Below are 23,408 nucleotides of genomic sequence, written 5' to 3'. Positions count from 1 at the left end.
CTAAACCAACGTCATCGCCATTTTTCGGCGTAGATAAGCAATCTGTTGCATATGGGGTAAATCCTTCGGACAGTTGTCTTGGCAGCCGAGCAAGGTCATGCACCCAAACACACCATCCTGATTACCGATCACATGGTAAAAATCCTCCGCAGTGCGGGCATCACGGCTATCGAGTTCAAAGCGGGCAATTTTCATCATGCCAACTGCACCGACAAAGGTCTCGCGCATTTGCTTGGTCGCGCAGGCTGATACGCAAACGCCACACTCGACGCAGCGCTCCAACTCATACAGGCGAGCAGCTTCTTCAGGAGCCATAGGATCTTCGAGGCGATGGATGCTGATATCATTCGCCTTAGGATGTAACCATAGCTTTAACCGCTCAGCGAGTTCACGCATAAATTTACCCGTGTTAACCGATAAATCACCGATCAATTCAAAGCCAGGTAACGGCATCAGGGTAATCTCACTTTTGGGATATTTAGCGGTTAAGGTACGGCAAGCTAATGTCGGAAAACCATTGATCACCATGGCACAACTGCCACAAATCCCTGCCCGACAGACAAAGTCAAACTGCAACGACGTATCTTGCTCTTCTCTCAGCTTATTGAGGGCAATAAATACTGTCATCCCCGGCGTTTCGGTGAGCTGATAACGCACCATTTTCGGCTTATCGTTTGGCTCCTGTGGATCATAACGAAAAATATTAAAGGTTAACTGGCGACCTTGGGTCATTATGATTTTTCTCCTAACACATTGGCAGAGGGTTTTTGTAAGGTATCACTTAAACGTTCATTTTTAGCTTGCAGGCTGGGCGGCAGCTCGAAAGGCATCAGCGCCGCTTGGCGTTGATAGCGATCGGCATCCTCCCCGAGCCCAGCCAAAATTTCAGCAATTTGTTGCTCACGTTTAGCGGTATCGGGGTGAGCAATCGCATTGTCGATACCATAACCCCGGTATCCCGGTGGCAGTTCCATCTTCATCACATCTAGCGGCTCGTAGCTCAACACGGGTTCCAACGCATTGGCATCGGGCCAACTGGCGAGGGTACGATTAAGCCAATCGCGGTCATTACGCTGCGGATAATCCTCACGGGCATGGGCACCGCGGCTTTCGGTGCGAGCTGCCGCGCCACAGGCCACGGTCAGCGCGACTTTGAGCATACGCTTAACCCTTAGAGCTTCTACCAGCTCAGGATTGGCGTGGCGTTTTTTACACTTAATGCCGAGTTTGCGTGAACGTTCAAGCAGGGCTTTTAGCTCATTCACCGCTTTATCAAGCTCTGGGCCGTTACGGAAAATCCCAACGTAATCCATCATAATTCGCTGCATTGCGTGCTTAAGTTCGAAGGGATTTTCTTGACCATCGCCATCGACTAAGGTGTCGATCTCAGTCTGTACCTGCCGCATAAATTTTTCGGCAAGCTGGGTATTGATTTCAAGGCTATTATTCTCACAAAAATCAGCGACATATTTACCAATAATCATACCGCCCACTACGGTTTCAGCGAGCGAGTTACCGCCCAAGCGGTTAAAGCCATGCATATCCCAACAGGCCGCTTCACCGACGCTGAATAAGCCCTTAAGCTGCGGACTTTCACCGGTGGCTTTGGTGCGAATGCCACCCATGGAGTAATGCTGAGTCGGACGCACGGGTATCCAATCCTTTGCAGGGTCGATCCCAAGGAAATTCTCGCAAATCTCCTGCACTTCACGCAGGTTGGTTTCGATATGTTTGCGCCCAAGCAGGGTAATATCGAGCCATAAATGCGGGCCATAGGGGCTATCGACGCCCTTACCTTTACGCATATGTTCAGTCATACGGCGAGACACTACGTCCCGCGATGCCAGTTCTTTTTTCTCTGGCTCATAGTCCGGCATAAAACGATAACCGTCTTTATCCCGCAATAAACCACCATCACCACGGCAACCCTCTGTGGTTAAAATCCCCACGGGCACAATTGCTGTGGGATGGAACTGGACCGCTTCCATATTGCCAAGGGTCGCCACGCCCGTTTCGAGCGCCAGCGCCTGACCTATACCCTCGCAGATAATCGCATTGGTTGAGACTTCATAAATCCGGCCATAGCCACCAGTGGCAATCGTGGTCGATTTCGCGACATAGGCACGCAACTCGCCCGTGATTAAACAGCGGGCAATCACCCCGTGACAACGCTCTCCATCGTGGATAATCGCCAGCGCTTCGACGCGCTCATGGACCGGAATATCCATCGAAATGGCTTTGTTATCCATGGCATAGAGTAAGGAGTGACCCGTACCATCGGCGGTGTAGCAGGTGCGCCACTTTTTGGTGCCACCAAAGTCGCGGGCATTAATTAACCCATGGGCTTCTTCGGCTTCCTGTAGAGTAACTTTTTGTGCGTTAACAATGACTTCCCGTGGACCAGCACTAACACGTGACCAAGGCACCCCCCAGTTGGCTAACTCACGTACTGCCTTGGGCGCACAATGGGCAAACATTCTCGCGACCTCTTGATCACAGCCCCAGTCAGAACCTTTCACAGTGTCTTGAAAGTGCACATCTTCATCATCACCCATGCCTTTAACTGCGTTGCCAAGGCTTGCCTGCATTCCCCCCTGCGCTGCGGCGGAGTGAGAACGTTTGGCAGGAATAAGCGATAGCACTAAGGTATCCAGCCCACGCTCTTTAGAGGCAATGGCAACCCTTAGCCCTGCCAATCCGGCACCAACCACTAATGAATCGGTATAAATCAGTTTCACGCCTGCTCCTTAACGGGTACTGCTGTTATTGTTTTAGGACAACACTCTTTTGTTATATTTCGCTCAACTCGCATGGGGTAAAAATGCCAATAAAGAGGCAAGCCCTACGGTGACAAAAGCCACACTCACAATCGTTTTGATCTTACGTAAACGGCTGCGGCTATTAAGATCCCGCGCCCCGCCCCACTTAAGTGTCACACGGTAAATACCAATTGCTGCATGTAACTCCACTGTGAGCAGCAAAGGCAGATAAACCATCCACACACCTTGATTCCAAATACGATCGGCACTACCTTGCGGACCTATGGTTTCGGGGGCTGAACCGATAAGCCACAGATGCACAGGCAATAACAACAAAATCACCACCCCTGTAATGGCTTGCCAGCGCCATAGGCGAGTATCACCGTGGTTAATCACTTGCATCTGCTGTTGCAGCGCCCTTTGCTGGCGCAAACTCATTGGCAGCTTCTGCAATGCCACTAACACATGCACTAACGCTAAAGCGGCGATGCCGATAGCAATACAGGTCACAACCCAAGGGTAGCCATGGCCATCACTGGAGAGAAAACTCAGTTCCATAGTACGAGCCACCCAGTGCATGGCATCGCCACCCAATAAAATAGACGACACCAACACTAAGTGACTCCATAAAAACACCGCCAAAATGACACCCGACACACTCTGGCTTAAATCCAGCCACGCACTCCATTTTTTTATACTTAGTTTGATTGCCATTGCTTTCGCCTCGCGCCACCAGCTTCATCAAGCCAGAGTGATTAAGTCCTATCCTCGAAAATTAATATCGCTCACAAATCCAACAACAAACCTGAGTTAGATCAACTAGGAGGCGAATAATTAATCGAATGCTTAACTATTAGCGATAGAACCAATAAAAACGAGTGGCAGCGACACAAAATCCTGCGGCGAATTATCTCAGTGCAACGCGCGCAGCAGGATTGGCATTCAAATTACTGGGGCACATAGGGCTGCACAGGAACACTCAACTCGCTGCCGATCAACATATAAGTAACTAAGCTAGCGCTACCTAGGCACAACAAATAGATAATCAATACCTTAGCGAGTTTACGTAAGCCGGAGCGTTGAGTGGTAATGCCCCACTTAACTGCCACACGGTACAAACCAATCATGGCGTGGATCACCACTGCGGGCAGCAATAAGGCATAAAGCAGCCAAGCATTATCGTGATAAACACGCTCGGCGGATAAATGTGGGCCAATCTCAGGATTTAAGATCATGGTAAACAGATGTACAGGCACCAAGAAAAACAGAATAAAGCCAGTAATGAGCTGCCAAAACCATGCATGGGTATCACGGTGATTAATGCCACCTAAATGCGAGCGCAATGCCCGCCACTGACCCAGTTGTGCCGGAAACCGCCTAAGCGCAACTGCGGCATGCAATATCACCACTAACAGCATAAAAACCGAGAAGACTTTAGTAACCATCGGAAAGCCATGGCCTGTACTACTAAACATACCGCCTTCAAGCAGTTGTACAACTTGGTAAAATGCCTCTTTGCCCAGCAAAATGCTCGACTCGAAGTGCATATGTAACAACAGAAAGCATCCCAGCATAATGCCTGTCGCGCTCTGTAATCTATCGGCCTTCGCCGACCAAGGGTGACCTATCCCCTGTGTTTTCACCCTAGTGTGAACGCGCGTTACGCTTATCATCCTGCTTTTACCCTTTGATGGTTTGTTGACACCTCTTTGCAAACTACACGATAGCAGTAACAAAATACCCGACTGAGCGTCACAGATTTAAAGCGTGAGATAACTCACGGGGTGAACATCAACTCTTAGAAGATGATCACAAAAACAAGGTAAAAAACCAAACAAAGGTAAAACCAATTAACCATTATATTTCATAGCTTTATACTAAATATCGAAACGAGTGGTTTGCATTTGCGTACAACAAAATGCTGACCCAATAACACCTTGTCAAAGCAGGAATAAAAGCCATTTTTATCTAAACGTGACGATAGAAACCCAATTACACAACCAGAGTTAAAAACGGCTTTGTTATGGTAATTTCTCGCCAAATCCTGCCGCTTAAGATGGTTTGGGTATACAATAGCGCGATATTTTTTAACCCTAGCCACAGGATTTACCCCATGCCTTGGATCCAACTCCGCATTAACACTAACAGTGATGATGCTGAAACCATCAGCGACTTACTCATGGAAGAAGGCGCAGTCTCTATTACTTTTGAAGATGGTAAAGACACCCCGATCTTTGAACCTAAACTGGGCGAAACCCCGCTGTGGCGTGATACCGTGGTTGTCGCGCTATTTGAGGCCGATACCGATCTAACGCCAACCATTGAAATGTTGAAAACACTGCCATTTTTAGGTGAACACTTCAGCCATAAAATCGAGCAGATTGAAGACAAAGACTGGGTTCGCGAATGGATGGATAACTACCACCCGATCCAATTTGGTAAACGCCTGTGGATTTGCCCAAGCTGGCGTGAAGTGCCCGATCCAAGCGCAGTCAATGTGATCTTAGATCCGGGTCTGGCCTTCGGCACAGGTACTCACCCAACCACCGCACTCTGTTTAGAGTGGTTAGATAGCTTAGATCTAAGCAACGAAGAAGTGATCGACTTTGGTTGTGGTTCAGGCATTCTCGCCGTTGCCGCCCTAAAACTGGGCGCGAAAAAAGTCACCGGTATCGACATCGACTATCAAGCCATTGACGCCTCAAAAGCCAATGCCGAACGTAACGATGTTGCCGACCAACTCGAACTCTACCTGCCTGAAGATCAACCCGCCGATCTTAAGGCCGATGTATTAGTTGCCAATATTCTCGCAGGCCCACTGCGCGAACTTGCCCCCCTTATCGCCGACCGAGTCAAAACCGGTGGTAAATTAGCCCTCTCTGGACTCCTAAAAGAGCAAGCGCAAGAAATCTCTGACTTTTATAGCCAATGGTTCGACATGGACGAAGCGGCTCACAAAGAAGATTGGAGCCGCTTGACAGGTACGCGCAAATAACGCTAAAGGGTGGCGCAACATGCGCCACCACTGGCTTAGGCTTATTTTTCCGATTACTTCTCAAGGCTAAAAAGTCAAGAAAAAAAATTGCTCCTAGGTCATTTATTGACCTTTTCATGGCCAATAAAAAGGGCTACTATAGCGCCCCTTTGAAGAGCTAAGGTGAAACAGTAAATGCAGATTGGACCCTATCAACTGAAGAATCAGCTGATCGTGGCACCAATGGCAGGTGTCACCGATCAAGCTTTCCGTAATCTCTGTCTTCGTTATGGCGCAGCCTTAGCGGTGTCGGAGATGCTTTCATCCAATCCTGAGGTTTGGGATACGGATAAGAGCCGCCAGCGTATGACACATTCTGGTGAGGAAGGTATTCGCTCAGTGCAAATTGCAGGTGCAGATCCAGAGTTAATGGCGCAGGCCGCCCAGTTCAACGTTGAACAAGGTGCCCATATCATTGATATCAACATGGGATGTCCTGCAAAAAAAGTGAATAAAAAGCTGGCTGGCTCAGCCCTAATGCAAAATCCGCCCCTCGTAAAAGACATTTTACAAGCCGTGGTAGCTGCAGTAGATGTGCCCGTTACGTTAAAAATTCGCACAGGCTGGGAGCCTGAACACAGGAACGGTGTTCAAATCGCCCAGATTGCCGAGGATTGTGGCATCGCCTCGTTGGCCGTTCATGGCCGCACGAGACAATGCATGTACAAAGGCGACGCCGAGTACGACACCATTAAAGCAATTAAACAGAATGTCTCGATTCCTGTTGTCGCAAACGGGGATATCGACAGTCCGGAGAAAGCCCGCTTTGTGCTGGATTACACCGGTGTCGATGCTCTGATGATAGGACGGGGTGCTCAAGGACGACCTTGGATTTTCAGAGAAATCCAGCACTACTTGGAGACGGGTAATAAGCTAGCGCCCATTGAGGTGGCAGAACAGCGTCAAGTGATGCTGGAACACCTCACCAAACTTTATGATTTGTATGGTGAATATAAGGGTATTTGCTTCGCCAGAAAACATATTGGATGGTACCTAGACCAGGAGGATCAGCGCCAGTTCCGGGCTGACTTTAATCAGCTGGAAACCGCTGCAGAACAGTATTCCCTCGTGGAATATTATTTTGATGAATTAGTAAAGAATTAATAAAGAGCAGAATAGAATGTTTGATCAGACAACTAACACAGAAGTTCACCAGCTTACCGTTGGCAAAATCGAAACCGCAAACGGCACTATCAAGCCCCAGTTATTACGTGACGCTGTTAAGCGTGCCGTAACTAACTTCTTCGCACAGTTGGACGGTCAGGAAGCACAAGAAGTGTATGAAATGGTGCTAAGTGAAGTTGAAGCACCTCTGCTTGACATCATCATGCAACACACTCGCGGCAACCAAACCCGCGCAGCAAACATGCTAGGTATCAACCGCGGTACTCTGCGTAAGAAATTAAAGAAATACGGCATGAACTAATCTTTTCGATTAAGTGATTGTTAGGAAAGGGGTTAACCTGCAAGGGTTAGCCCCTTTTCGCATTATATATACCCCCATATGTACCCCGAGATAATTCCTTGCCGAGTTTATATCGATGAAAACATCCACAGCTAACTCAAGACGAATTAAGACATCAGACCATCCCAAATGGCCTAATTGGTTTTCAATTAAGAGTCGTTTAATGAGGTCATCTGCCAAGAGTTAATCAAAGAAATAGACCCTTTTGCCGATGGTTACAATCAAGCGCCAATGGCTAAAATCACCAGTCATAGTGACAAAGTCAGCCAGTTGATACTATCGACATGAGTCTCAAAAATAACCCAAACATGTCGATTAAACTCAGTTTTGTAAACATGTTTTCTTTACATGTCGATTGAATCGACATAAGCTCAGCGAAATCTCTATTTATGTCGATAAAAGAAGGTTTTTTAAACATGGAATGGCAAGCTGAACAAGCATACAACCATTTACCGCCACTACCGCTAGACAGCGCACTCGCGGAGTTGGCCGAAACCTTACCTATACTCAAAGCCTGTATTCCAGCCCGCGCCGCCCTTGCAGAGCTAAAGCAAGCGGGTGAGCTGCTACCTAATCAGGGTCTGCTCATCAACTTACTGCCACTGCTCGAAGCCCAAGGCAGTAGCGAGATTGAAAATATCGTTACCACCACCGACAAGCTGTTTCAGTATGCCCAAGAAGATAGCCAAGCGGACCCGATGACCAAAGAGGCGCTGCGTTATCGCACTGCGCTTTACCAAGGCTTTACTCAACTAAGCAACCGCCCCCTGTGTGTCACTACCGCATTAGAAATTTGCAGCACGATTAAGTCCGTGCAAATGGACGTGCGTAAAGTGCCTGGTACTAGCTTAACAAATCAGGCCACAGGTGAGGTTATTTATACGCCACCAGCAGGCGAGAGTGTCATTCGTGACTTACTCAGTAACTGGGAAGCCTTTTTGCATAATCAAGATGATGTTGATCCACTGATCAAAATGGCCATGGCCCATTACCAGTTTGAAGCTATCCATCCTTTTATCGATGGTAATGGCCGTACAGGCCGTGTACTCAATATTCTTTACCTTATCGACCAACAATTACTGAGCGCACCTATCTTGTATTTGAGCCGCTATATCGTCGCGCATAAACAAGACTATTACCGTTTATTACTTAACGTGACGACTCAGCAACAGTGGCAACCGTGGATCATCTTTATCCTCAATGCGGTCGAGCAAACAGCGAAGTGGACAACCCACAAAATTGCCGCCGCGCGCGAACTCATCGCCCATACCACAGAATATGTACGTCAGCAGCTACCCAAAATTTACAGCCATGAGTTGGTACAAGTGATTTTTGAGCAACCTTATTGCCGTATTCAAAACCTCGTTGAAAGTGGCTTAGCCAAACGTCAAACCGCTTCCGTTTACTTAAAGCAGTTATGCGACATCGGCGTGCTTAAAGAGGTGCAATCGGGTAAAGAGAAGCTCTTTGTCCACCCTAAATTTGTCACTTTGATGACCAAAGACAGTAACCAGTTCAGCCGTTATACACTTTCAACAGGGTCATTAAACGATAGGTCATGACAGCCACTTACACAGAAAACTTCATAGTCACCTACCTGAGGTAAGCCCTAAACTCACTAATAAATTTTTATGCCATTTCACCAATGTCCAGTCAGTCATGGCGGCATCTGAAGAAGCATTAATGCAAGTGGATAGCATAGGCAAAGAGAAGGCAAAGAAGATCCGCGAAATGCTGGCCTTCACAGAATAAGCGGAGCGCCTGCTGACTCAGCCGAACAACAAACTTTGCAGCTCTTGGTGCGAGCTCACTTGATAATGTGGGGTGATCCCCGCTGGCGCAGCATGGCCATGGACGTTGTACCAGCAAGTATGAATACCGGCATTGATACCCCCTTGGATATCGGAATAGGGGTTATCACCCACCATTAATACTTGCTCACGCGCTGGGTGCCCCATTAACTCAAGCGCATGCTCAAAAATACCCACATCGGGTTTGGCGATGCCGACTTTTTCTGAAATCACTAAAATATCAAAATGATGCTGCAAGCCTGTTCGCTGTAAGCGCACCGTCTGCAACTCAGTAAAGCCATTAGTGATAATCCCCAGTTTAGCCTTACCTTGCAGCGCCGATAGCAATTCGCGCGCACCAGGCAATGGCGCACAAATCTGAGCCATAGCCGTTAAAAACGCACTGTTTAAGGTTTGTGGCGACACGTTAAGCTTTGCCGCCCAAGGCTCAAAACGGATAGTTTGCAGCTCGGCGGCGCTGATATTGCCATCCTGATAAGCAACCCAAAGCGGTTTATTTACCCTTTGGTATTCCTCAAAATCGGCCTGAGTAAACTCAACACCAAAGCCTGCAAACATCAAGGTGAGTCCTTCAAAGGCATCGAAACAAAATAGCGTTTCATCGGCGTCGAAAAGCACCCAAGCATAGGGCGTGGCCGAGGAATAGGTTTGATTTGAGGACAAAATAACACTCCAAATAACAAACGAAATCAATTAATAAGCACGAAAATAACTATACTACAAATCCCAAAATGAATAACACAACAGCCAATCGCAACCTAGACTAAGTTCTCACGTATCGTAGATAACTAAGCAACCAGCTCGATACAAGATGATGAGATTGAACGGCAATTAACGCCATATCACAACGAGCAATTCACGTGCTTTACCTGCGGCGTAGGTTGCTTCAACCGATTAAGGAACACGACACCCACTAACATCAAACATACTCCAACGAGCGACGCCCAATGAATGCCGTTGGCGCTAGATATTATATCCAGCACAACGCCTGTCAGCATCTGCCCACATATCACGAGTAAAGTACAACGCATCACCCCTAACGATGGCAATGCCCAACTATTTAGTACGACAAATAAAGCACCAATGACTCCACCAAGGTACAAATACACTGGCGGCTGCCCATGTAACTGATTTGCACCACTCTCTAGGCAAATTATCCACGCACTCAACAATACAAATCCCACAATATGATTACAGCAAGATGCGACTAACGCATGGCTATGTTTTGCCAAGGCACCATTAAAGGTTCGGCTTAAAGCAATTAAACCGCCATTAAGCAGTGCGATAAGTACCATCAATTCCATTCAATTTCCCCGACTACGCCAGCTAATGTGAATAAATCACTAACATGGCTCCCAACAAAATCATTACCATAGCAATGACTTCTGTGAATCGAATGCGCCGCTTAACGACACCGAAATAACCACAACTGTCGAATATACAGCTCAAGATTAACTGCCCCACAAGCATCAATGCTAACGTGCCAGCTAAGGCTAATTCACTGTTGACTGTGACAGCTGCCAACACAACCGTCGCAGCACCAGGAACACCACCTAAATACGCCCACCAAGGTAACCCTGATAGATTCGCATCGGCATTCAAAGCCGACTTGGCTTCTTTACCCATCAGCATTTTTCTCAGTAAAAACAGCATCAACAATACCGTTAATGCTCCAATACCGTGGGCAATCCAAGATGCCCAAAATGGCGAGCTATATAAGGCAAGTTGGCTATTGAGTTTAATCATTAATGCCAGTAAAACGCCGGAACAGAGCGCCACAAAGGACATCAATAAGGTCAGTTTGTTTGACTCTTGCATCAAAACAGTCCATCCACTTTTGTTGCAAAAGAGTCTACAGTGATAGTTTAGGCTTTATAATCCACCGTAATAGAAACTTATTGTTGAGTTATAGCTAACAATTAACATTGATGATTTCCGCTTTAAGCAAGAAGCAAGATGCAAGATGCAAGATGCAAGATGCAAGATGCAAGATGCAAGATGCAAGTGAGGCTCTAAATCCCCACATACTCAACTTAAAGTTATGTGATACCTACAGCCGAGTCTCGGCTGTTACTACATCGTTTTATAAAGGAAGCCCTGCATGGAACATTTTTCCGCTCTACCCATTTTTGTCACTGTAGTCGAATGCGGTAGTTTTTCTGCGGCGGGACAAAAGCTTGGACTGAGTAAATCGGCGATCAGCAAACGAATCACACTGTTGGAGCAGCACTTAGGGATTCAACTATTACAACGCACCACCCGCAGTTTGAGCCTAACCGATGCTGGCGCGCGCTATTTCGAATATATTCGCCCAGCAGTGCAGCTCACCCAAGAAGGATTAGATGCTATCTCCGAATTGCAGCAAACACCTAGAGGCAATTTGCGGATTTCAGTACCTATGGTGTTTGGACGCAGGTATATTTCGCCATTAATAGCTGAATTTTTAAGGTGTTACCCCGATATCCAGCTGCAAATGCAGATGGATGACAAGACCACAGATTTAATCGCAGGCGGCTTTGATTTAGCCATTCGTATCGGCGAACTGCCCGACTCCAGCCTTATCGCCCGCAAAATTGCCCCTTGTTTGAGCGTGATTTGCGCGTCCCCCGCGTATCTAGCTCAGCACGGTTCACCCATGACTCCTAGCGAGTTAACTCAGCACAACTGCTTGTTTTACTCTTATTTTCAAGATGGTGTGGAATGGAGTTTCCACAGTCCCGATGGCGTTCAACGTGTTCAACCCAAAGGCAACTATCAGGTCAATAATAGTGATGCCATCCATCAGGCCTGTCTCGATGGTCTCGGCATCGCCAACCTACCACGTTTTATTATTGAGCCGGATCTGCAAGCCGGACGTTTACAGGCGTTACTTACAGACTATCCGCTACCAGAACATGGCATTTACGCCGTGTACCCACAACGAAAATACCAACCGACCAAAGTGACGGTATTAATTGAGTTTTTGATGGAGAGGTTGGCGAGTGACAAGGTTGGATAAATTTCAAAGTGATAGAACAATTTTGAGTAGTGGCTCTAACTGATTGAAAATCAGCCACTCTCAATGCTACATTAAAGGGCGATTTAACAACCAAGGATGGAGAATGAACCAAGAATCACTTTTTGAAGATTTACCTGAAGTAGACACAGGTAAATATGAAGCAAGCATGTTATCCAATCAGAAATTTTGTGATCAAGTAGAACAATCCCTTGTAGCGCTAGGCTTTTGTGAAGCACAAGGTGTTCCATCTCAAAACGAGTTCCTTAAAAATGTGCCTTATACAGATATGTATGGTGGAATTCGAAAGGCAGCCTTCTTAGTACAACATCAAACACTAGGAGCAGTCCGAATTGAAGCTCACAAGCAAGAGCAAAGCGGCTCTGTCGATCAAAAATTTCCTTTTTTCCTAGAGTCTCTCCGCCTCGCACCAGAGCAAAATTTAGTCATTTTACTCGGTGGGAAAGGCTATAAACAAAAAGCTTTTGACTGGATAAAAACTGCTGCAAGTAATATTCAAGACAAACAAATCAAAGTCTTTAGTGACCTTGATGAATTTATTAATTTTTTCGTTTCAAAATAACCAAAAGGGTCGAACAATTTCGACCCTTGCTTTTATTAAATCACACCAATCCCACAATCTATCAAGTACTTATAGGTATGATCATAAAACTTGGGATCTCGAGTCTCATCTGATTTATCGCCTTTAGGAACAAATATCACCATGCCCTGACGAGCCCGCGTCAACAATACGCGATAAGCATTTTCAAGATATCTCTTACGTACAGCTTGATGCCGCATTTCCCATTTAGTTCCTCTAAATTCCCAATGCTCAAACACTTGGCCGTTGAAACGATAATCAGCATCCCAAGCAACGACACACCAGTCTAGCTCTAATCCTTGTACGTCAAACTCGGTGGCTACATCCTCTAAAAACTCAGCAGAACGAATATCTCCAACTCCACTTAAAAACCACTTTGCAGGATCTATCTCATTTTTAACGAAAATCCCTTCAGCTTTAAGCCTAATGCCGTTAGAAGAAGCAAGAACTCCCATAGATTCATTAGCTCTTCTGTGCTGCCGAACCCAAGATTTAGCCTTAGCTAAATCGCGAGTGACTTTGATTGGGTAGACATGCTCTAGATCTTTATAAATGCTAACAGCAAGCCCGCATTGCCCAGCTACCAAGTAATGAATAAAACTGGACAACTTTTCAGCACGGAAAGATCGCATGGATGTGGCAAGATGTAAGTTAGGTAAGACATTCGCCCTTGAAACCGCATTCAGATCAACCCCTAGCGAAACATACTCACCTGACAATAAAGCTGTGGAAAAATAGACATCCCAATCTAAGAACTTAGCCTTAAGCGCATCCAACCAACCAGCTAGTCCTGCCTCACCTTTATTAATCTCCTGTCCACCACCAACTAGCGCAATAATAAACGCCCAGTCTTGACGACGGTCCATTACTTCGATGAGAAATTCAGGCTCTGATTTATCAAAGTCGACAATACCTCGCTTACGACGCATAAAATCGCTTGCCTGCTCTTTATCCCACGCCCGTTGAGCCTCATCAAATATGGCCACTTTTTCAGGCGGCACGCCACCATGCAAATATTCATCCCTAAAGCGATGGATATTTTGAATAAATGATTCAGTCTCCTTTCTAGTTGCACTGATAGAATCACCAGTTCTAGAAGATCGATCCCTAGCTAAGGCTTCCTGTAATACCGCCACCAAGGGGCCATTACCACTGAGGAAAACAGAATACTCATTCTCTTCCCTGTTTGCGTGAATACTCGCAATATTAAGCCCTACAAGGGTTTTGCCCGCACCCGGAACGCCGGTAACGAAACAAATTATTTTTCGCTTATTGATACGAGCATCGTGAATCAACTGAAGTAATTGCTGGCTCGTTTGCCCAAGATTTTGTGTATCCGCTTCACTACGAGCAATATCTTCGACATTGTGCGACGCATACAGAGCTTGTGCCGCTTCGATAATGGTTGGCGTCGGCAAATAACCAGAATCAGCCCACAAGTTTGGATCAAAAGTAGGTTGATTCAACCGCTCAGCAATTAGGCGCATTCTTGAAAACAATTCACCGGGCGAAATACACAAAGTCGAAGCAACATTATCGCCTGCGAATACTGGATTTTCCGATTGGCTGGTCGCGTTGGTGGCGACAAGCAGAGGGACTAGATATTTATCATGACTACCGCGATGAAAGTTCTTTAAGTCTAAGGCATATCCATGAGCCTGCCTCATATCGGCAGCAGTAAATACTGTTGCGCCAACTTTAAACTCTACTACAAAAACAATCCCTTTAAGTATCATCACGACATCGGCACGTCGCCCCATTCGTGGGATCATAAACTCAATGAAAATATGCCCTTCTCGCTCAACACTCTCGACCAAGGAGCGTTTGAGAACTTCAATTTCAGTCAACCAAGCGCGAGTTTGTGAATGCAATAAATGCTGAGTATGGAAACGTGATATCTGCCCGGTAATCGCATGGGCCTCTGCCGACAAAAAATCTTTAAAACTCGCCGAATAAAATGCTCGTTGAGTCATAATGATCCCTCAACGGTAAAATCTAGAAGTTGTTTCGCGGGAATATCTAAGGCTTTAGCGAGCTTGAATATATTAATCAAACTCACATTACGCTGACCACGTTCAATGCCGCTGACATAGGTTCTGTCCATGTCAGCTTTTAATGCAAGCTGCTCCTGCGAAAACGATCTCTCGAGTCGCAAACTTTTTAGATGAGTACCAAATGAGGTAAGCAAATGATCTTCCATGAATAATCCTGTGAAGAGTTTTCATGATGATCTTTACTTGTAGACAATACGTCTACGGACTATGAGTCACATTCAATATCAAACACATAATGATTTGGGCATAAGATCACACAGGGTAATCACTAACAAAATGCAAAATGATTATTGGCGCGGAATCCATCTACTGTCCACTCGGCAATAAGTACTTCGTACTTCGGCCGCCGGCGTCAGCTTTCACTAAAAAGCCTTGCTCGACCATTTGCGCAAGGTGACGGGTGGCGGTGGCGCGGCTCACCTTAGCGACTTTTTGGTACTGGCTACTATTCATCCCTAATTCAAAATCGCCATCTAACATCCGATTGAGCACTTTGGCTTGCTCTTGACTCAATAAGGATTGATCGAGATTTTGCCAATACTGCGTTTTCCGCAGAGTTTTGTTCACATCAGCCATCGCATTGAGCAAACAATCATTGAGGGTTTTAAAAAACCATACTAACCAAGGAGTAATATCGACATTGCCCCTTTGGGTGGACTCTAAAATGTCATAGTAGGCTTGGCGACGGGCCAGAATACTGACCGACATAGCGTAAAAACGAATTGAGCGTTTTTCCGCTTGCGCCAAAGCTAAATCGGTCAATAAACGCGTGATGCGCCCATTACCATCATCAAGTGGATGCAGAGTCACGAACCAAAGGTGAGTTATCGCCGCACGGATAAGCGGATCTAAGCCCAGATCTTGCCTTGATGCATTAAACCATTCAATAAACTGTGAGAGTTCAGCATCCAAAGTCGCTCGGGAGGGGGCCTCAAAATGCACCGTTGGTTTATCAATGCGGCCTGAGACAACTTGCATAGGCGTATCGCCACGTAGCGCTCCACCAATAACGGGGTTAAACAGTGTATAACCCTGGGGAAATAACTGTTTATGCCAACCTAATATCCGCTCAAGGGTTAACTCTGTATCTAAATTTTTTAAGGCATCGAGCATAATGTCAGCCAAACCATCGGTTTGTGCCGTGGTCGGATACGGTTTGTCTTCGGACACACCGAGTTTTTTAGCCAAGGATGAGCGCACCGAAGCCGCATTGAGCTTTTCACCTTCAATGGCACTGGAGTGGATAATGTTAGCAAGTAAGGTGTCGAGTGCCGCCGCTGAGGTTAACTGGCTGTCGTCGTGACTTAGCATTTGCTTGCCAAGCAGTTGGCCCTGATTGAAATAAACCTGACGCAGCAAGGCATCAATGCTGCTAGCATTCCAATGAAACTTAGGCCAATCGGCTTGCTGCCAAATCCACATATCTTACCCCATGAGTCAAATAACAAGCCTATTCTACTCACACAATGAGTCAATTAACAAACCTATTCACCTCACAAAATGAGGCAAATAATACAAGTAATCGCCTCATCTTGCCCAAATGCTTCTAGCATAAAGGGATTTATGCTGTTGATCGCCTCTACAACGCAATACCTACGCAACGCCAGCTTTGCGCTGCCAAAACCGACTCACTGCGATATACTGCCAACGTTGATAAAACGCTAATGTTAAACCCCAATTTACACACTAATCGCGACCACGCTGACAAAAATGCTGAGCCCAATCCATGCCTGATAACCCAACTATTGCCACCCTTCCCGATTCTCAAGGGCATAACCATAGTGCAGATGTGCAGCTCAATCAGCCACAGTGCGATTCAACTAAACCCAATGACATCAGGCCAAATGCAATTAAGCCAAGCGCAATCGAGCCAAATGCAATTAAGCATGAGTCGGTGATTACCACGCAAAAACAGAAGGTTATTTTTATCGGCTTACCCAGAACAGGGACGACGAGCGTAAGCGTGGCGCTATTGGAGCAAGGTTTAAAAGTGGCACATATGGCGTTTACTAAAGCAGCCTTTATGCAGGCTGATGCGATTTCCGATGCGCCTTGTTTTAGCGATTTCAAGCAGTTAGATAAACTCTTCCCCGAGGCCAAGTTTGTCTATATTGAGCGCGAGTTAGACTCTTGGGTGCCGTCGATGCAGATGTTACTCAGCCGAATGCTGCCACATTTGGATGCCAAAACTGGCCGATTCCACCCAATCATGAAGCGCAGCTTTCGCCATAGCTTTGGCGTAGGTGTAGTCGAAAATCCACAGGATGAACAACATCTTATCGATTGTTATCAACGCCATAAAGCTGAGGTGGTTAACTACTTTGCGGGCAGACACGACTTACTCAGTATCGATGTGAGCCAACAAGGTGCTCTCGGTCAGCTATTGGCTTTTATGGGCCTAGCCGCTATCGAAAATCAGCAGAACTTTCCTAAGCTCAATGTCGGCCGCAATGTGGCCAGTTGGGATGAATATAAACACCCGAATAAGATCAGCGCCAATGCCTCGGGGCCAGATAAACGTAAGTTCTTTGATTATAAAATCTAGGGCCAAGGTTCTAGATTAATCATTATTTTTCCGACGCTTAACCACAGTTAGCCAGTCGAGACTCACGCCCGAAATCGCATTAAAACCGCGGATACGAAAGATAAGTTGCAGTAACTGCGGCCTTGGCCTGACTTTAGGTTCGACCGAGCGCGGAATAAACCACAGTGTCACAAATGCGCGCAGTATGGTCGACACTAAAAACACCACAAAAATCGGGCTACTGAGCCAAGTATTCCAACCCGACCACACTAAAAAATCCGCCGCATGGGAGGCAATCGTGCCGCCAACCATCGCCCCCACAAATACGAATCCCGCACTGAGTGACGCTTGCAGCGCTGCATAGGTCGCAAAGTCACTGCGAAAGGGACGAATATCATAAAGGTAATTGGCGGTACTTAAGGTAAAGCCGCTCCACGCCAGCCCAGAAAATGCCTGTATAACGAGAATATACAGATAGTTATCGGAAAACAGCCATAACAACGGCAAGCTTGGGATCATGCTACTGGTAATAATCATCACCAAACGATTGCCGAATTGATCGCTAAATCGTCCCCAAAATTTCAACGTCACAAACTGAGTCGCTATCGAGGCCACGCTCGCGAGCACAAATTCGATGTAGCTAAAGTGCAGGTCTTCCAGCATATACACGGCGAAAAACGGCGCCGATATGGCGACCATCGCCTGCATACTGGCCACAAACAAGCTGTACTGGCGAAAGGTTTTATCCTTCCATGCGCCGCGAAAATTGCGAATGGTTTGGATAAACACGCCGCGCTGCTTGGCTTCGCGCGGATCGGGATCGTGCATTTGCAGTAATAACCAAGCCGAGACAAAACGCCCCATGGCGGCAATCGAAAACAGCAGCGTAAAACCTAACCACGCCATTTGCAGCGAATCGGTCAAGGTAAGAATGCCGCCACCAATAAAGAACACGCTTAAGGATGCGCCCATAGTGAGTCGGGTGCGCGCCGCAAAAAAAGTACCACGGCGACGTTCAGGTACAATCGACCCCATCCACGCACGCCAATGGGGTTGGATAAGATTAATAAAACCGTGATACCCCACGGCAAGTGCAATAAATATCCACACAGCGTGATCGGGGCGAAAGGCCGCCAACGCGCCCATCGCCAATACCACAACAGCTTGTAAAGCTGCACAGTAAACGATAAACCCGCGACGGGAAAAATGGCTCGCCAACCAAACAGACACCAACTGTGAGAGCGCACCAAATAACTGCGGCAATCCGGTCACAAAGCCCATTTGCGCAAGACTGGCACCGAGAAAAATCGCGTAAGCGTTAAAAAAGTTATCGCTGGTTGCCGTCATCATCGATGAGGCAACGGCTTCCTGCTGCGAGCGGCGCAGAGTACATCTTAACCAAAGATTTCTGGCGCTACGGCGCGCGCAAGTTAACGCAGTGGGTGCAACATGGGAGCCCATTCCAAACCAAATCCCTATGAAATTTGAAAACTTATCGGGCGATTATGTCGTATATAGGCGAAAAACAAAACGCCCCATTCGGGGCGTTTGCTAAAAGAAAGCAGTCTAGAAACAGGCTTTAAGTTCAGCCTCTTGGTCGAGCAGGCTTTGATACAAGGTAAACTGATTCGCCGCTCTATCCAGATTATGGCCCTCACGGTGCACGTGGAAATACACGTCGCCATTGAGATAATCCGTTAAAAAACGCACGCCAATCATCAAGCAAATGACTCGCGCCCCAAGCCAAAGGCTGCGTTTTTCGACCTCAGTGAGTACCTCGGCAAGTTCACTTAAATAGCCACGACAAATGGCGGCAAAGATCGACTGGCGCACTTTAACATTTTCAAGGGCGATAGAATCTTCCTCCTCGGGCGAGCAGAAGGTACGCACCATATCGCCAAAGTCATACATCAGATGACCCTTCATGCAGGTGTCTAAATCGATAATCGCCATACTGGACATATCACGCTTATCAAACAGCATATTGTTGATTTTAGTGTCATTATGGCAGATCCGCAGCGGCAACTGTGGCGAGATTTCGGCCAGTTCATCCAATAAACTCTGCTGTGACAGCGCGTAATCAACCCATTGACGGCACGAATCTAAACGCTTGGCTTTATCCTGCTGCACCGCTTGGCGCAGCATTTCCATACGCCCAGGCAAGTGATGGAACTGCGGGATCACATCTTCAAGCTCAGTGGCGTCAAAATCACTTAATGCACAGGCAAAGTGACCAAAGGCCTTGGCGGCCATTTCAGCTTGCGCTTCGGACTTCACCACTTCGATACTTAAACTATGGGGTAAATAACTGATTGCACGCCAAAATCCCTGCTCACCTAAGTCGATGGCAAGTTCACCCTCTTGGGTAAGACAAGGGCTGACCACTTGCAGACCATATTGCTGTTGCAAAGCCTTGGTGCATAAATGATGGCTGATCTTATCAGCATTGCTCACCAGCGCCTGCGGCGTCTTAAACACTTGAGTATTAATACGTTGTAAAACCAACTCGCCCGTAGGCCAACGCACCAATAAAGTATCGTTAATATGACCATTCCCTAACGCTGAGATTTTTGCCTCGTCGGCTTCAATTCCAAAATGAGGCAACACTGACTGCCTAATGAGTTTTATCACCCAATAACTCCATTAATTTTTGCTTTACCCAGACAGTATCCTGCGGATAGGTCACACCGAGCCAAGGTTCGCTGGCCACATCAACATTGACAGGCACACCTTGCTCAATCCCCGCCTGAACCACAGCAGGCAAATAACATTCCGATTTCGGCAATTGGCCCTGTTGTTCAATAAATGCGGTTAATTGCTGTTTAATAACATTAAATATGCTTGGCGAGAAGCCCCAACAGGTCATCGACACCAGCGACTGTGGAGGAAGCTTTGCCAATCCCATTGGTCCTTCGCCCACAAAACCATCATCTTGCGCTTGAATATTTAACCACTCGGCGACAGAGCGTAACTGCCCCTGTGCAACTTGGCATAAGCCACGATTTACTCCGCCATGCTCAGATAACGTCAGCTCGATAGGATAAGCCACCATCATCCAATCGTTAGGTCTGGCGGTTAATCCCTTCGCGAGTGAGGCAAAGGCGCTGTCACCGTAAAAATCATCGGCGTTGATCACCGCCATTGGCCCAGTTACCCAATCGCGGGCACACCAAAGCGCATGTGCTGTCCCCCAAGGTTTTAAACGATGGCTGAGATCGGCAAGCTTTGCGTCTTGTGGCAAATCACTTAATGACTGGTAACAAAAGTGATATTCAAAGTTTGCGGGTAAAAAGTGCGTCAATATTCCAGTGAGTTCCGCCTCAAGCTCTGGGCGGATCACTAAAACAGCGCGCTGAAATCCACTGCGAATAGCCGATAAAATAGATAACACCAACATGGGTTCGCCAGAAGGCCCGAGGGAGGCTAATTGCTTGTCGCCACCAAAACGGCTTCCTAGCCCCGCCGCCATAATGACTAAGGTCAAATCTGTATTCATGTGGGATTGAGTTTTCAGTTCGTATTAAAGAAATTTTCCCGAACCTCGCCGTCATCGGCTATGCGAGCGCATGTAACACAAGATTGGAGAAAAAGAGGAGCAAAAGTGTAATCTACCCCTCTAATCCTGACTAGCATTTAAGCTGATTTTTTATCTATTTAACGGGCTAAATAAGTTCCAAAGGCACGATTTGGCTCTAAAACCGCTTGGCTCCCCTTTAAACTGAACTTGTAGCCACACAAACCAATGCTGCCACGGCGGGCTAAATCAGTAATGATACTGGCGGTATCCAGCGGCGTGAAACGCGCCTCAGTTGCAGAATCAGCCAGCAAATCCACTGTGATAGTGCGATATTCGGTGCCATTATTAAACACTAATGCACTACAACTCTTATCGCCCTTTGCCGTGGCAATAGACCAAAGGTTTTGCGGCTTGTCGCGTTCACCCAACCAGCGAATAATTAACACATCTTGCTCTAACGCCACCGAAAAACCATCGGGCAGATCTAAGGTCACACGATCGCTTGCAGCAATAGGTGCTGAAGGCACGGAAGGAACGGCTTCTTCGGCCGGCGACTCATCAGCATTAGGCCATAATCCCCACACCAGCAAGACTAACAGCACAGCGCCCACACCGCCGCCAACGGGTAACCAGTAACGGCGTTCCAACTTAGGTAATTTAGGCAACTTAATATAACGACGATAAGGGGCGAAAAACTCCGCAACGCCCCTAAACAATTCGGTCATAGAACCGGATTCTTTAGCTTCGGCGCGGCGACGACGTACTTCTTCAGCATGCTCGGTATCATTAAATACCTCAGCATCGTCATCGGGATCAAAGCGCCATACCGGCTCATCACGTTGCTCAGCATCAAGCGGCGCTCGTTTAACATCTTCGTCCGGTAAATTGACCTGCACTCGATCCACATCGGCGATGTCGATTCGGGCTTGCTCAACGCGGCCCTTATTCGCGGGATGAAAATCGGCATGACCTTCAATTACGGCATCAGGCACCACAAAATCCGCTGGATTGGCAGTCATCTTGGTTAAGGCGTCAAAGCGCAGCTCATCTTGTCTTAGTACTTCAAGCTCTGGAGCAGTCACCGATGATGCAATGGTTGGCTCTGCGTGGGTATCAGCCACTACCGGAGCAGTAACAGGAACATCCACTGACGCATTAGGCGCCGCATTTTGCGCCGCGGCTGCCTTTGGCGTGATCACAGGTTCAACTCTGCGGCGAGGGATCGCCTGCGAGGTTGGCGTATCGAATGCCGGACCGTAATATCCGAAACGGTAATCCACTAGGGTTGGCGAACTAAAACGAGCGCCCCAAAACGTTGCGCCAGCACCCAACACTAGCCCTAACATTGCCAATACTGGCGGTGCTGCCACGATATGCAGCGCTAATAACACAATAAGCGGCAGAATAAGCACCACCACTAAGGCCTTAGGCTTAGCCGCATCGGTTAAACGACGCAGCGCAGTTAAGCTAAGCAAAGGTAGGCCCACTAGCGCTAAAAGATACATTAAAAAGTTCGCCCCAAATGCGGCGACAGCCAATGAAATGCCTAAATAGACACCAACACTGATAGCAACAAAGCGGGGGCGGGAATCACGCCCGTGAAGGCAGAAAAGAGATTTTAACAGCACGACCCTTCCTTTATAGTGAAATAATCCAAGCGCACACGACCTTAAATGCCGTATAGGCATGAGCGTAACGAATTTAGCTGCAATTGTCAGTGCAATATGGCGCTAGACATATAAAAATGCTGATACTAATAGGCTAAAACTAAATTAGGCTTAAATCCTCAATTAGCGCCGATGCTGATGTGTAGAGATTTTAAACAAGCAAGCTCGAGCTAGCACTTAACCGCTAAAATCGTCCAAGGGAATCCGTGTCGCCCGTAAAAACACCAATAGAGTGCAATTGGTAGCTAGCGTTTTTAAGGTCAAAATCTGTATAATACTCGGCTTTCTGGGCCCTTCTTGCGTTAACCAACTGGATATTTAGCTCATGACCGCACGCGGAAATTTATTTATTGTGTCAGCCCCCAGCGGTGCTGGTAAATCCTCGCTGATTTCAGCGTTGCTGAAGGACAAACCTGCCGATATGCAGGTTTCAGTGTCGCACACCACCCGCGCGCCTCGCCCAGGTGAAGTGAATGGTCAACACTACCATTTTGTTAATGTTGAAGAATTTAAAGCGCTGATCGAGCAGAATGCCTTTTTTGAGTGGGCTGAAGTGTTTGGCAATTACTATGGCACATCGCGCCATGTGATTGAGCACACGTTAACCCAAGGTATCGATGTGTTTCTCGATATCGACTGGCAAGGCGCCCAGCAAGTCAAAGCGGTGATGCCAGAGGCCATTGGCGTATTTATTCTGCCACCCTCACGGTATGAGCTAGAACGTCGCCTTACTGGCCGCGGCCAAGACAGCCAGGATGTGATCGACAGCCGTATGGCACAGGCGGTTTCTGAAATGTCGCACTATAAAGAATATGATTTTATTATCGTCAATGACGATTTTGACACAGCACTGGCGGATCTGCGGGCGATCATTCGCAGCCAACGCTTAACGGGTGCTAGTCAGATCCACGCGCAAAATGATATGCTTAACGATCTGTTGGCAGGCTAACTGCCATAGTGTACAATTTTGCGTCATTTTTT

At 47.1% G+C, this 23,408-nt stretch carries 23 protein-coding genes; 9 read left to right on the top strand and 14 right to left on the bottom strand.

Translation table 11 applies throughout. The features are described from left to right. The 4 genes from L976_RS03700 to L976_RS03685 form a co-directional block, all read right to left on the bottom strand. Positions 1-732, bottom strand: a complete 732-nt coding sequence (locus L976_RS03700) for a fumarate reductase iron-sulfur subunit (protein WP_047534351.1) — start codon at positions 730-732, stop codon at positions 1-3. Continuing rightward, positions 732-2,738 carry a fumarate reductase flavoprotein subunit gene (locus tag L976_RS03695; protein WP_047534350.1) on the bottom strand — a complete coding sequence of 669 codons (2,007 nt, stop codon included), beginning with the start codon at positions 2,736-2,738 and terminating at the stop codon, positions 732-734. The genes L976_RS03700 and L976_RS03695 overlap by 1 nt, the downstream gene beginning before the upstream one ends. A 63-nt stretch (positions 2,739-2,801) precedes the next feature. Beyond that, positions 2,802-3,473: a fumarate reductase cytochrome b subunit gene (locus L976_RS03690; protein WP_047534347.1), complete on the bottom strand. Its 672-nt coding sequence runs from the start codon at positions 3,471-3,473 to the stop codon at positions 2,802-2,804. Between the two features lie 233 nt (positions 3,474-3,706). Continuing rightward, entirely contained in the window at positions 3,707-4,432 is a 726-nt protein-coding gene (locus L976_RS03685; RefSeq protein WP_047534338.1) for a fumarate reductase cytochrome b subunit, read from the bottom strand. Between the two features lie 440 nt (positions 4,433-4,872). Here L976_RS03685 and prmA point away from each other — a divergent pair, with 440 nt between their 5' ends. The 5 genes from prmA to L976_RS22665 all read left to right on the top strand — a co-directional run bounded on the left by prmA (position 4,873) and on the right by L976_RS22665 (position 9,010). Continuing rightward, positions 4,873-5,754, top strand: a complete 882-nt coding sequence (gene prmA, locus L976_RS03680; RefSeq protein ID WP_047534330.1) for a 50S ribosomal protein L11 methyltransferase — start codon at positions 4,873-4,875, stop codon at positions 5,752-5,754. Positions 5,755-5,928: 174 nt separating this feature from the next. Continuing rightward, complete coding sequence (gene dusB, locus L976_RS03675; protein WP_047534321.1) at positions 5,929-6,897, top strand: tRNA dihydrouridine synthase DusB; 969 nt, start codon at positions 5,929-5,931, stop codon at positions 6,895-6,897. A 16-nt stretch (positions 6,898-6,913) separates the two neighbouring features. Beyond that, entirely contained in the window at positions 6,914-7,219 is a 306-nt protein-coding gene (fis, locus tag L976_RS03670; protein ID WP_006083371.1) for a DNA-binding transcriptional regulator Fis, read from the top strand. 455 nt (positions 7,220-7,674) lie between these two features. Beyond that, entirely contained in the window at positions 7,675-8,820 is a 1,146-nt protein-coding gene (fic, locus tag L976_RS03665) for a protein adenylyltransferase Fic (RefSeq protein ID WP_047534293.1), read from the top strand. Next, on the top strand, positions 8,810-9,010 hold the full coding sequence (locus tag L976_RS22665) for a helix-hairpin-helix domain-containing protein (RefSeq protein ID WP_156143228.1): 201 nt from the start codon (positions 8,810-8,812) through the stop codon (positions 9,008-9,010). Before fic ends, L976_RS22665 begins: the two co-directional genes overlap by 11 nt. Before the next feature lie 17 nt (positions 9,011-9,027). Here L976_RS22665 and yjjG read toward each other — a convergent pair whose 3' ends face one another. The 3 genes from yjjG to L976_RS03650 form a co-directional block, all read right to left on the bottom strand. Beyond that, complete coding sequence (gene yjjG / locus L976_RS03660) at positions 9,028-9,732, bottom strand: pyrimidine 5'-nucleotidase (RefSeq protein ID WP_047534290.1); 705 nt, start codon at positions 9,730-9,732, stop codon at positions 9,028-9,030. Positions 9,733-9,911: 179 nt separating this feature from the next. Next, positions 9,912-10,373, bottom strand: coding sequence for a DMT family transporter (locus tag L976_RS03655; RefSeq protein ID WP_047534287.1), 462 nt, complete (start codon positions 10,371-10,373; stop codon positions 9,912-9,914). Positions 10,374-10,395: 22 nt separating this feature from the next. After that, positions 10,396-10,887: a DMT family transporter gene (locus L976_RS03650; protein WP_052183961.1), complete on the bottom strand. Its 492-nt coding sequence runs from the start codon at positions 10,885-10,887 to the stop codon at positions 10,396-10,398. A 283-nt stretch (positions 10,888-11,170) separates the two neighbouring features. Here L976_RS03650 and L976_RS03645 point away from each other — a divergent pair, with 283 nt between their 5' ends. Then, the gene (locus tag L976_RS03645) at positions 11,171-12,067 is read left to right on the top strand and encodes a LysR family transcriptional regulator (RefSeq protein ID WP_047534284.1); all 897 of its coding nucleotides are present in this window, start codon (positions 11,171-11,173) and stop codon (positions 12,065-12,067) included. Positions 12,068-12,170: 103 nt separating this feature from the next. After that, positions 12,171-12,647: a PD-(D/E)XK nuclease superfamily protein gene (locus L976_RS03640; protein WP_047534281.1), complete on the top strand. Its 477-nt coding sequence runs from the start codon at positions 12,171-12,173 to the stop codon at positions 12,645-12,647. Between the two features lie 35 nt (positions 12,648-12,682). Here L976_RS03640 and L976_RS03635 read toward each other — a convergent pair whose 3' ends face one another. The 3 genes from L976_RS03635 to L976_RS03625 all read right to left on the bottom strand — a co-directional run bounded on the left by L976_RS03635 (position 12,683) and on the right by L976_RS03625 (position 16,141). Continuing rightward, positions 12,683-14,638: a DUF2075 domain-containing protein gene (locus L976_RS03635; protein WP_047534279.1), complete on the bottom strand. Its 1,956-nt coding sequence runs from the start codon at positions 14,636-14,638 to the stop codon at positions 12,683-12,685. Further along, positions 14,635-14,865: a helix-turn-helix domain-containing protein gene (locus L976_RS03630; RefSeq protein ID WP_011624886.1), complete on the bottom strand. Its 231-nt coding sequence runs from the start codon at positions 14,863-14,865 to the stop codon at positions 14,635-14,637. Before L976_RS03630 ends, L976_RS03635 begins: the two co-directional genes overlap by 4 nt. Positions 14,866-15,025: 160 nt before the next feature. Continuing rightward, complete coding sequence (locus tag L976_RS03625) at positions 15,026-16,141, bottom strand: Fic family protein (RefSeq protein ID WP_047534267.1); 1,116 nt, start codon at positions 16,139-16,141, stop codon at positions 15,026-15,028. A 304-nt stretch (positions 16,142-16,445) separates the two neighbouring features. Here L976_RS03625 and L976_RS03620 point away from each other — a divergent pair, with 304 nt between their 5' ends. Then, entirely contained in the window at positions 16,446-17,264 is an 819-nt protein-coding gene (locus tag L976_RS03620) for a sulfotransferase family protein (protein WP_047534264.1), read from the top strand. A 15-nt stretch (positions 17,265-17,279) separates the two neighbouring features. Here the strand turns inward: L976_RS03620 and L976_RS03615 are convergent, their stop codons facing one another. The 4 genes from L976_RS03615 to L976_RS03600 all read right to left on the bottom strand — a co-directional run bounded on the left by L976_RS03615 (position 17,280) and on the right by L976_RS03600 (position 22,388). Beyond that, a complete protein-coding gene (locus L976_RS03615; protein WP_047534263.1) occupies positions 17,280-18,704 on the bottom strand; it encodes an MFS transporter in 1,425 nt (474 codons plus the stop codon). Between the two features lie 105 nt (positions 18,705-18,809). Further along, on the bottom strand, positions 18,810-19,874 hold the full coding sequence (locus tag L976_RS03610; RefSeq protein WP_047534261.1) for a phosphotransferase enzyme family protein: 1,065 nt from the start codon (positions 19,872-19,874) through the stop codon (positions 18,810-18,812). Further along, positions 19,858-20,739: a nucleotidyltransferase family protein gene (locus tag L976_RS03605; RefSeq protein ID WP_047534259.1), complete on the bottom strand. Its 882-nt coding sequence runs from the start codon at positions 20,737-20,739 to the stop codon at positions 19,858-19,860. The genes L976_RS03610 and L976_RS03605 overlap by 17 nt, the downstream gene beginning before the upstream one ends. A gap of 158 nt (positions 20,740-20,897) precedes the next feature. Further along, positions 20,898-22,388 carry a hypothetical protein gene (locus L976_RS03600; RefSeq protein WP_047534257.1) on the bottom strand — a complete coding sequence of 497 codons (1,491 nt, stop codon included), beginning with the start codon at positions 22,386-22,388 and terminating at the stop codon, positions 20,898-20,900. Positions 22,389-22,752: 364 nt separating this feature from the next. On the opposite strand from L976_RS03600, the gene gmk reads away from it, so the two are divergent. Continuing rightward, positions 22,753-23,376: a guanylate kinase gene (gene gmk / locus L976_RS03595; protein WP_047534254.1), complete on the top strand. Its 624-nt coding sequence runs from the start codon at positions 22,753-22,755 to the stop codon at positions 23,374-23,376. Positions 23,377-23,408: the final 32 nt, after the last annotated feature.

Source organism: Shewanella sp. ZOR0012, from assembly GCF_000798835.1.
Lineage (GTDB): Bacteria > Pseudomonadota > Gammaproteobacteria > Enterobacterales > Shewanellaceae > Shewanella > Shewanella xiamenensis.
Note: the sequence above shows the minus strand (reverse complement) of the source record. Positions and strands in the feature narration are given on the sequence as shown.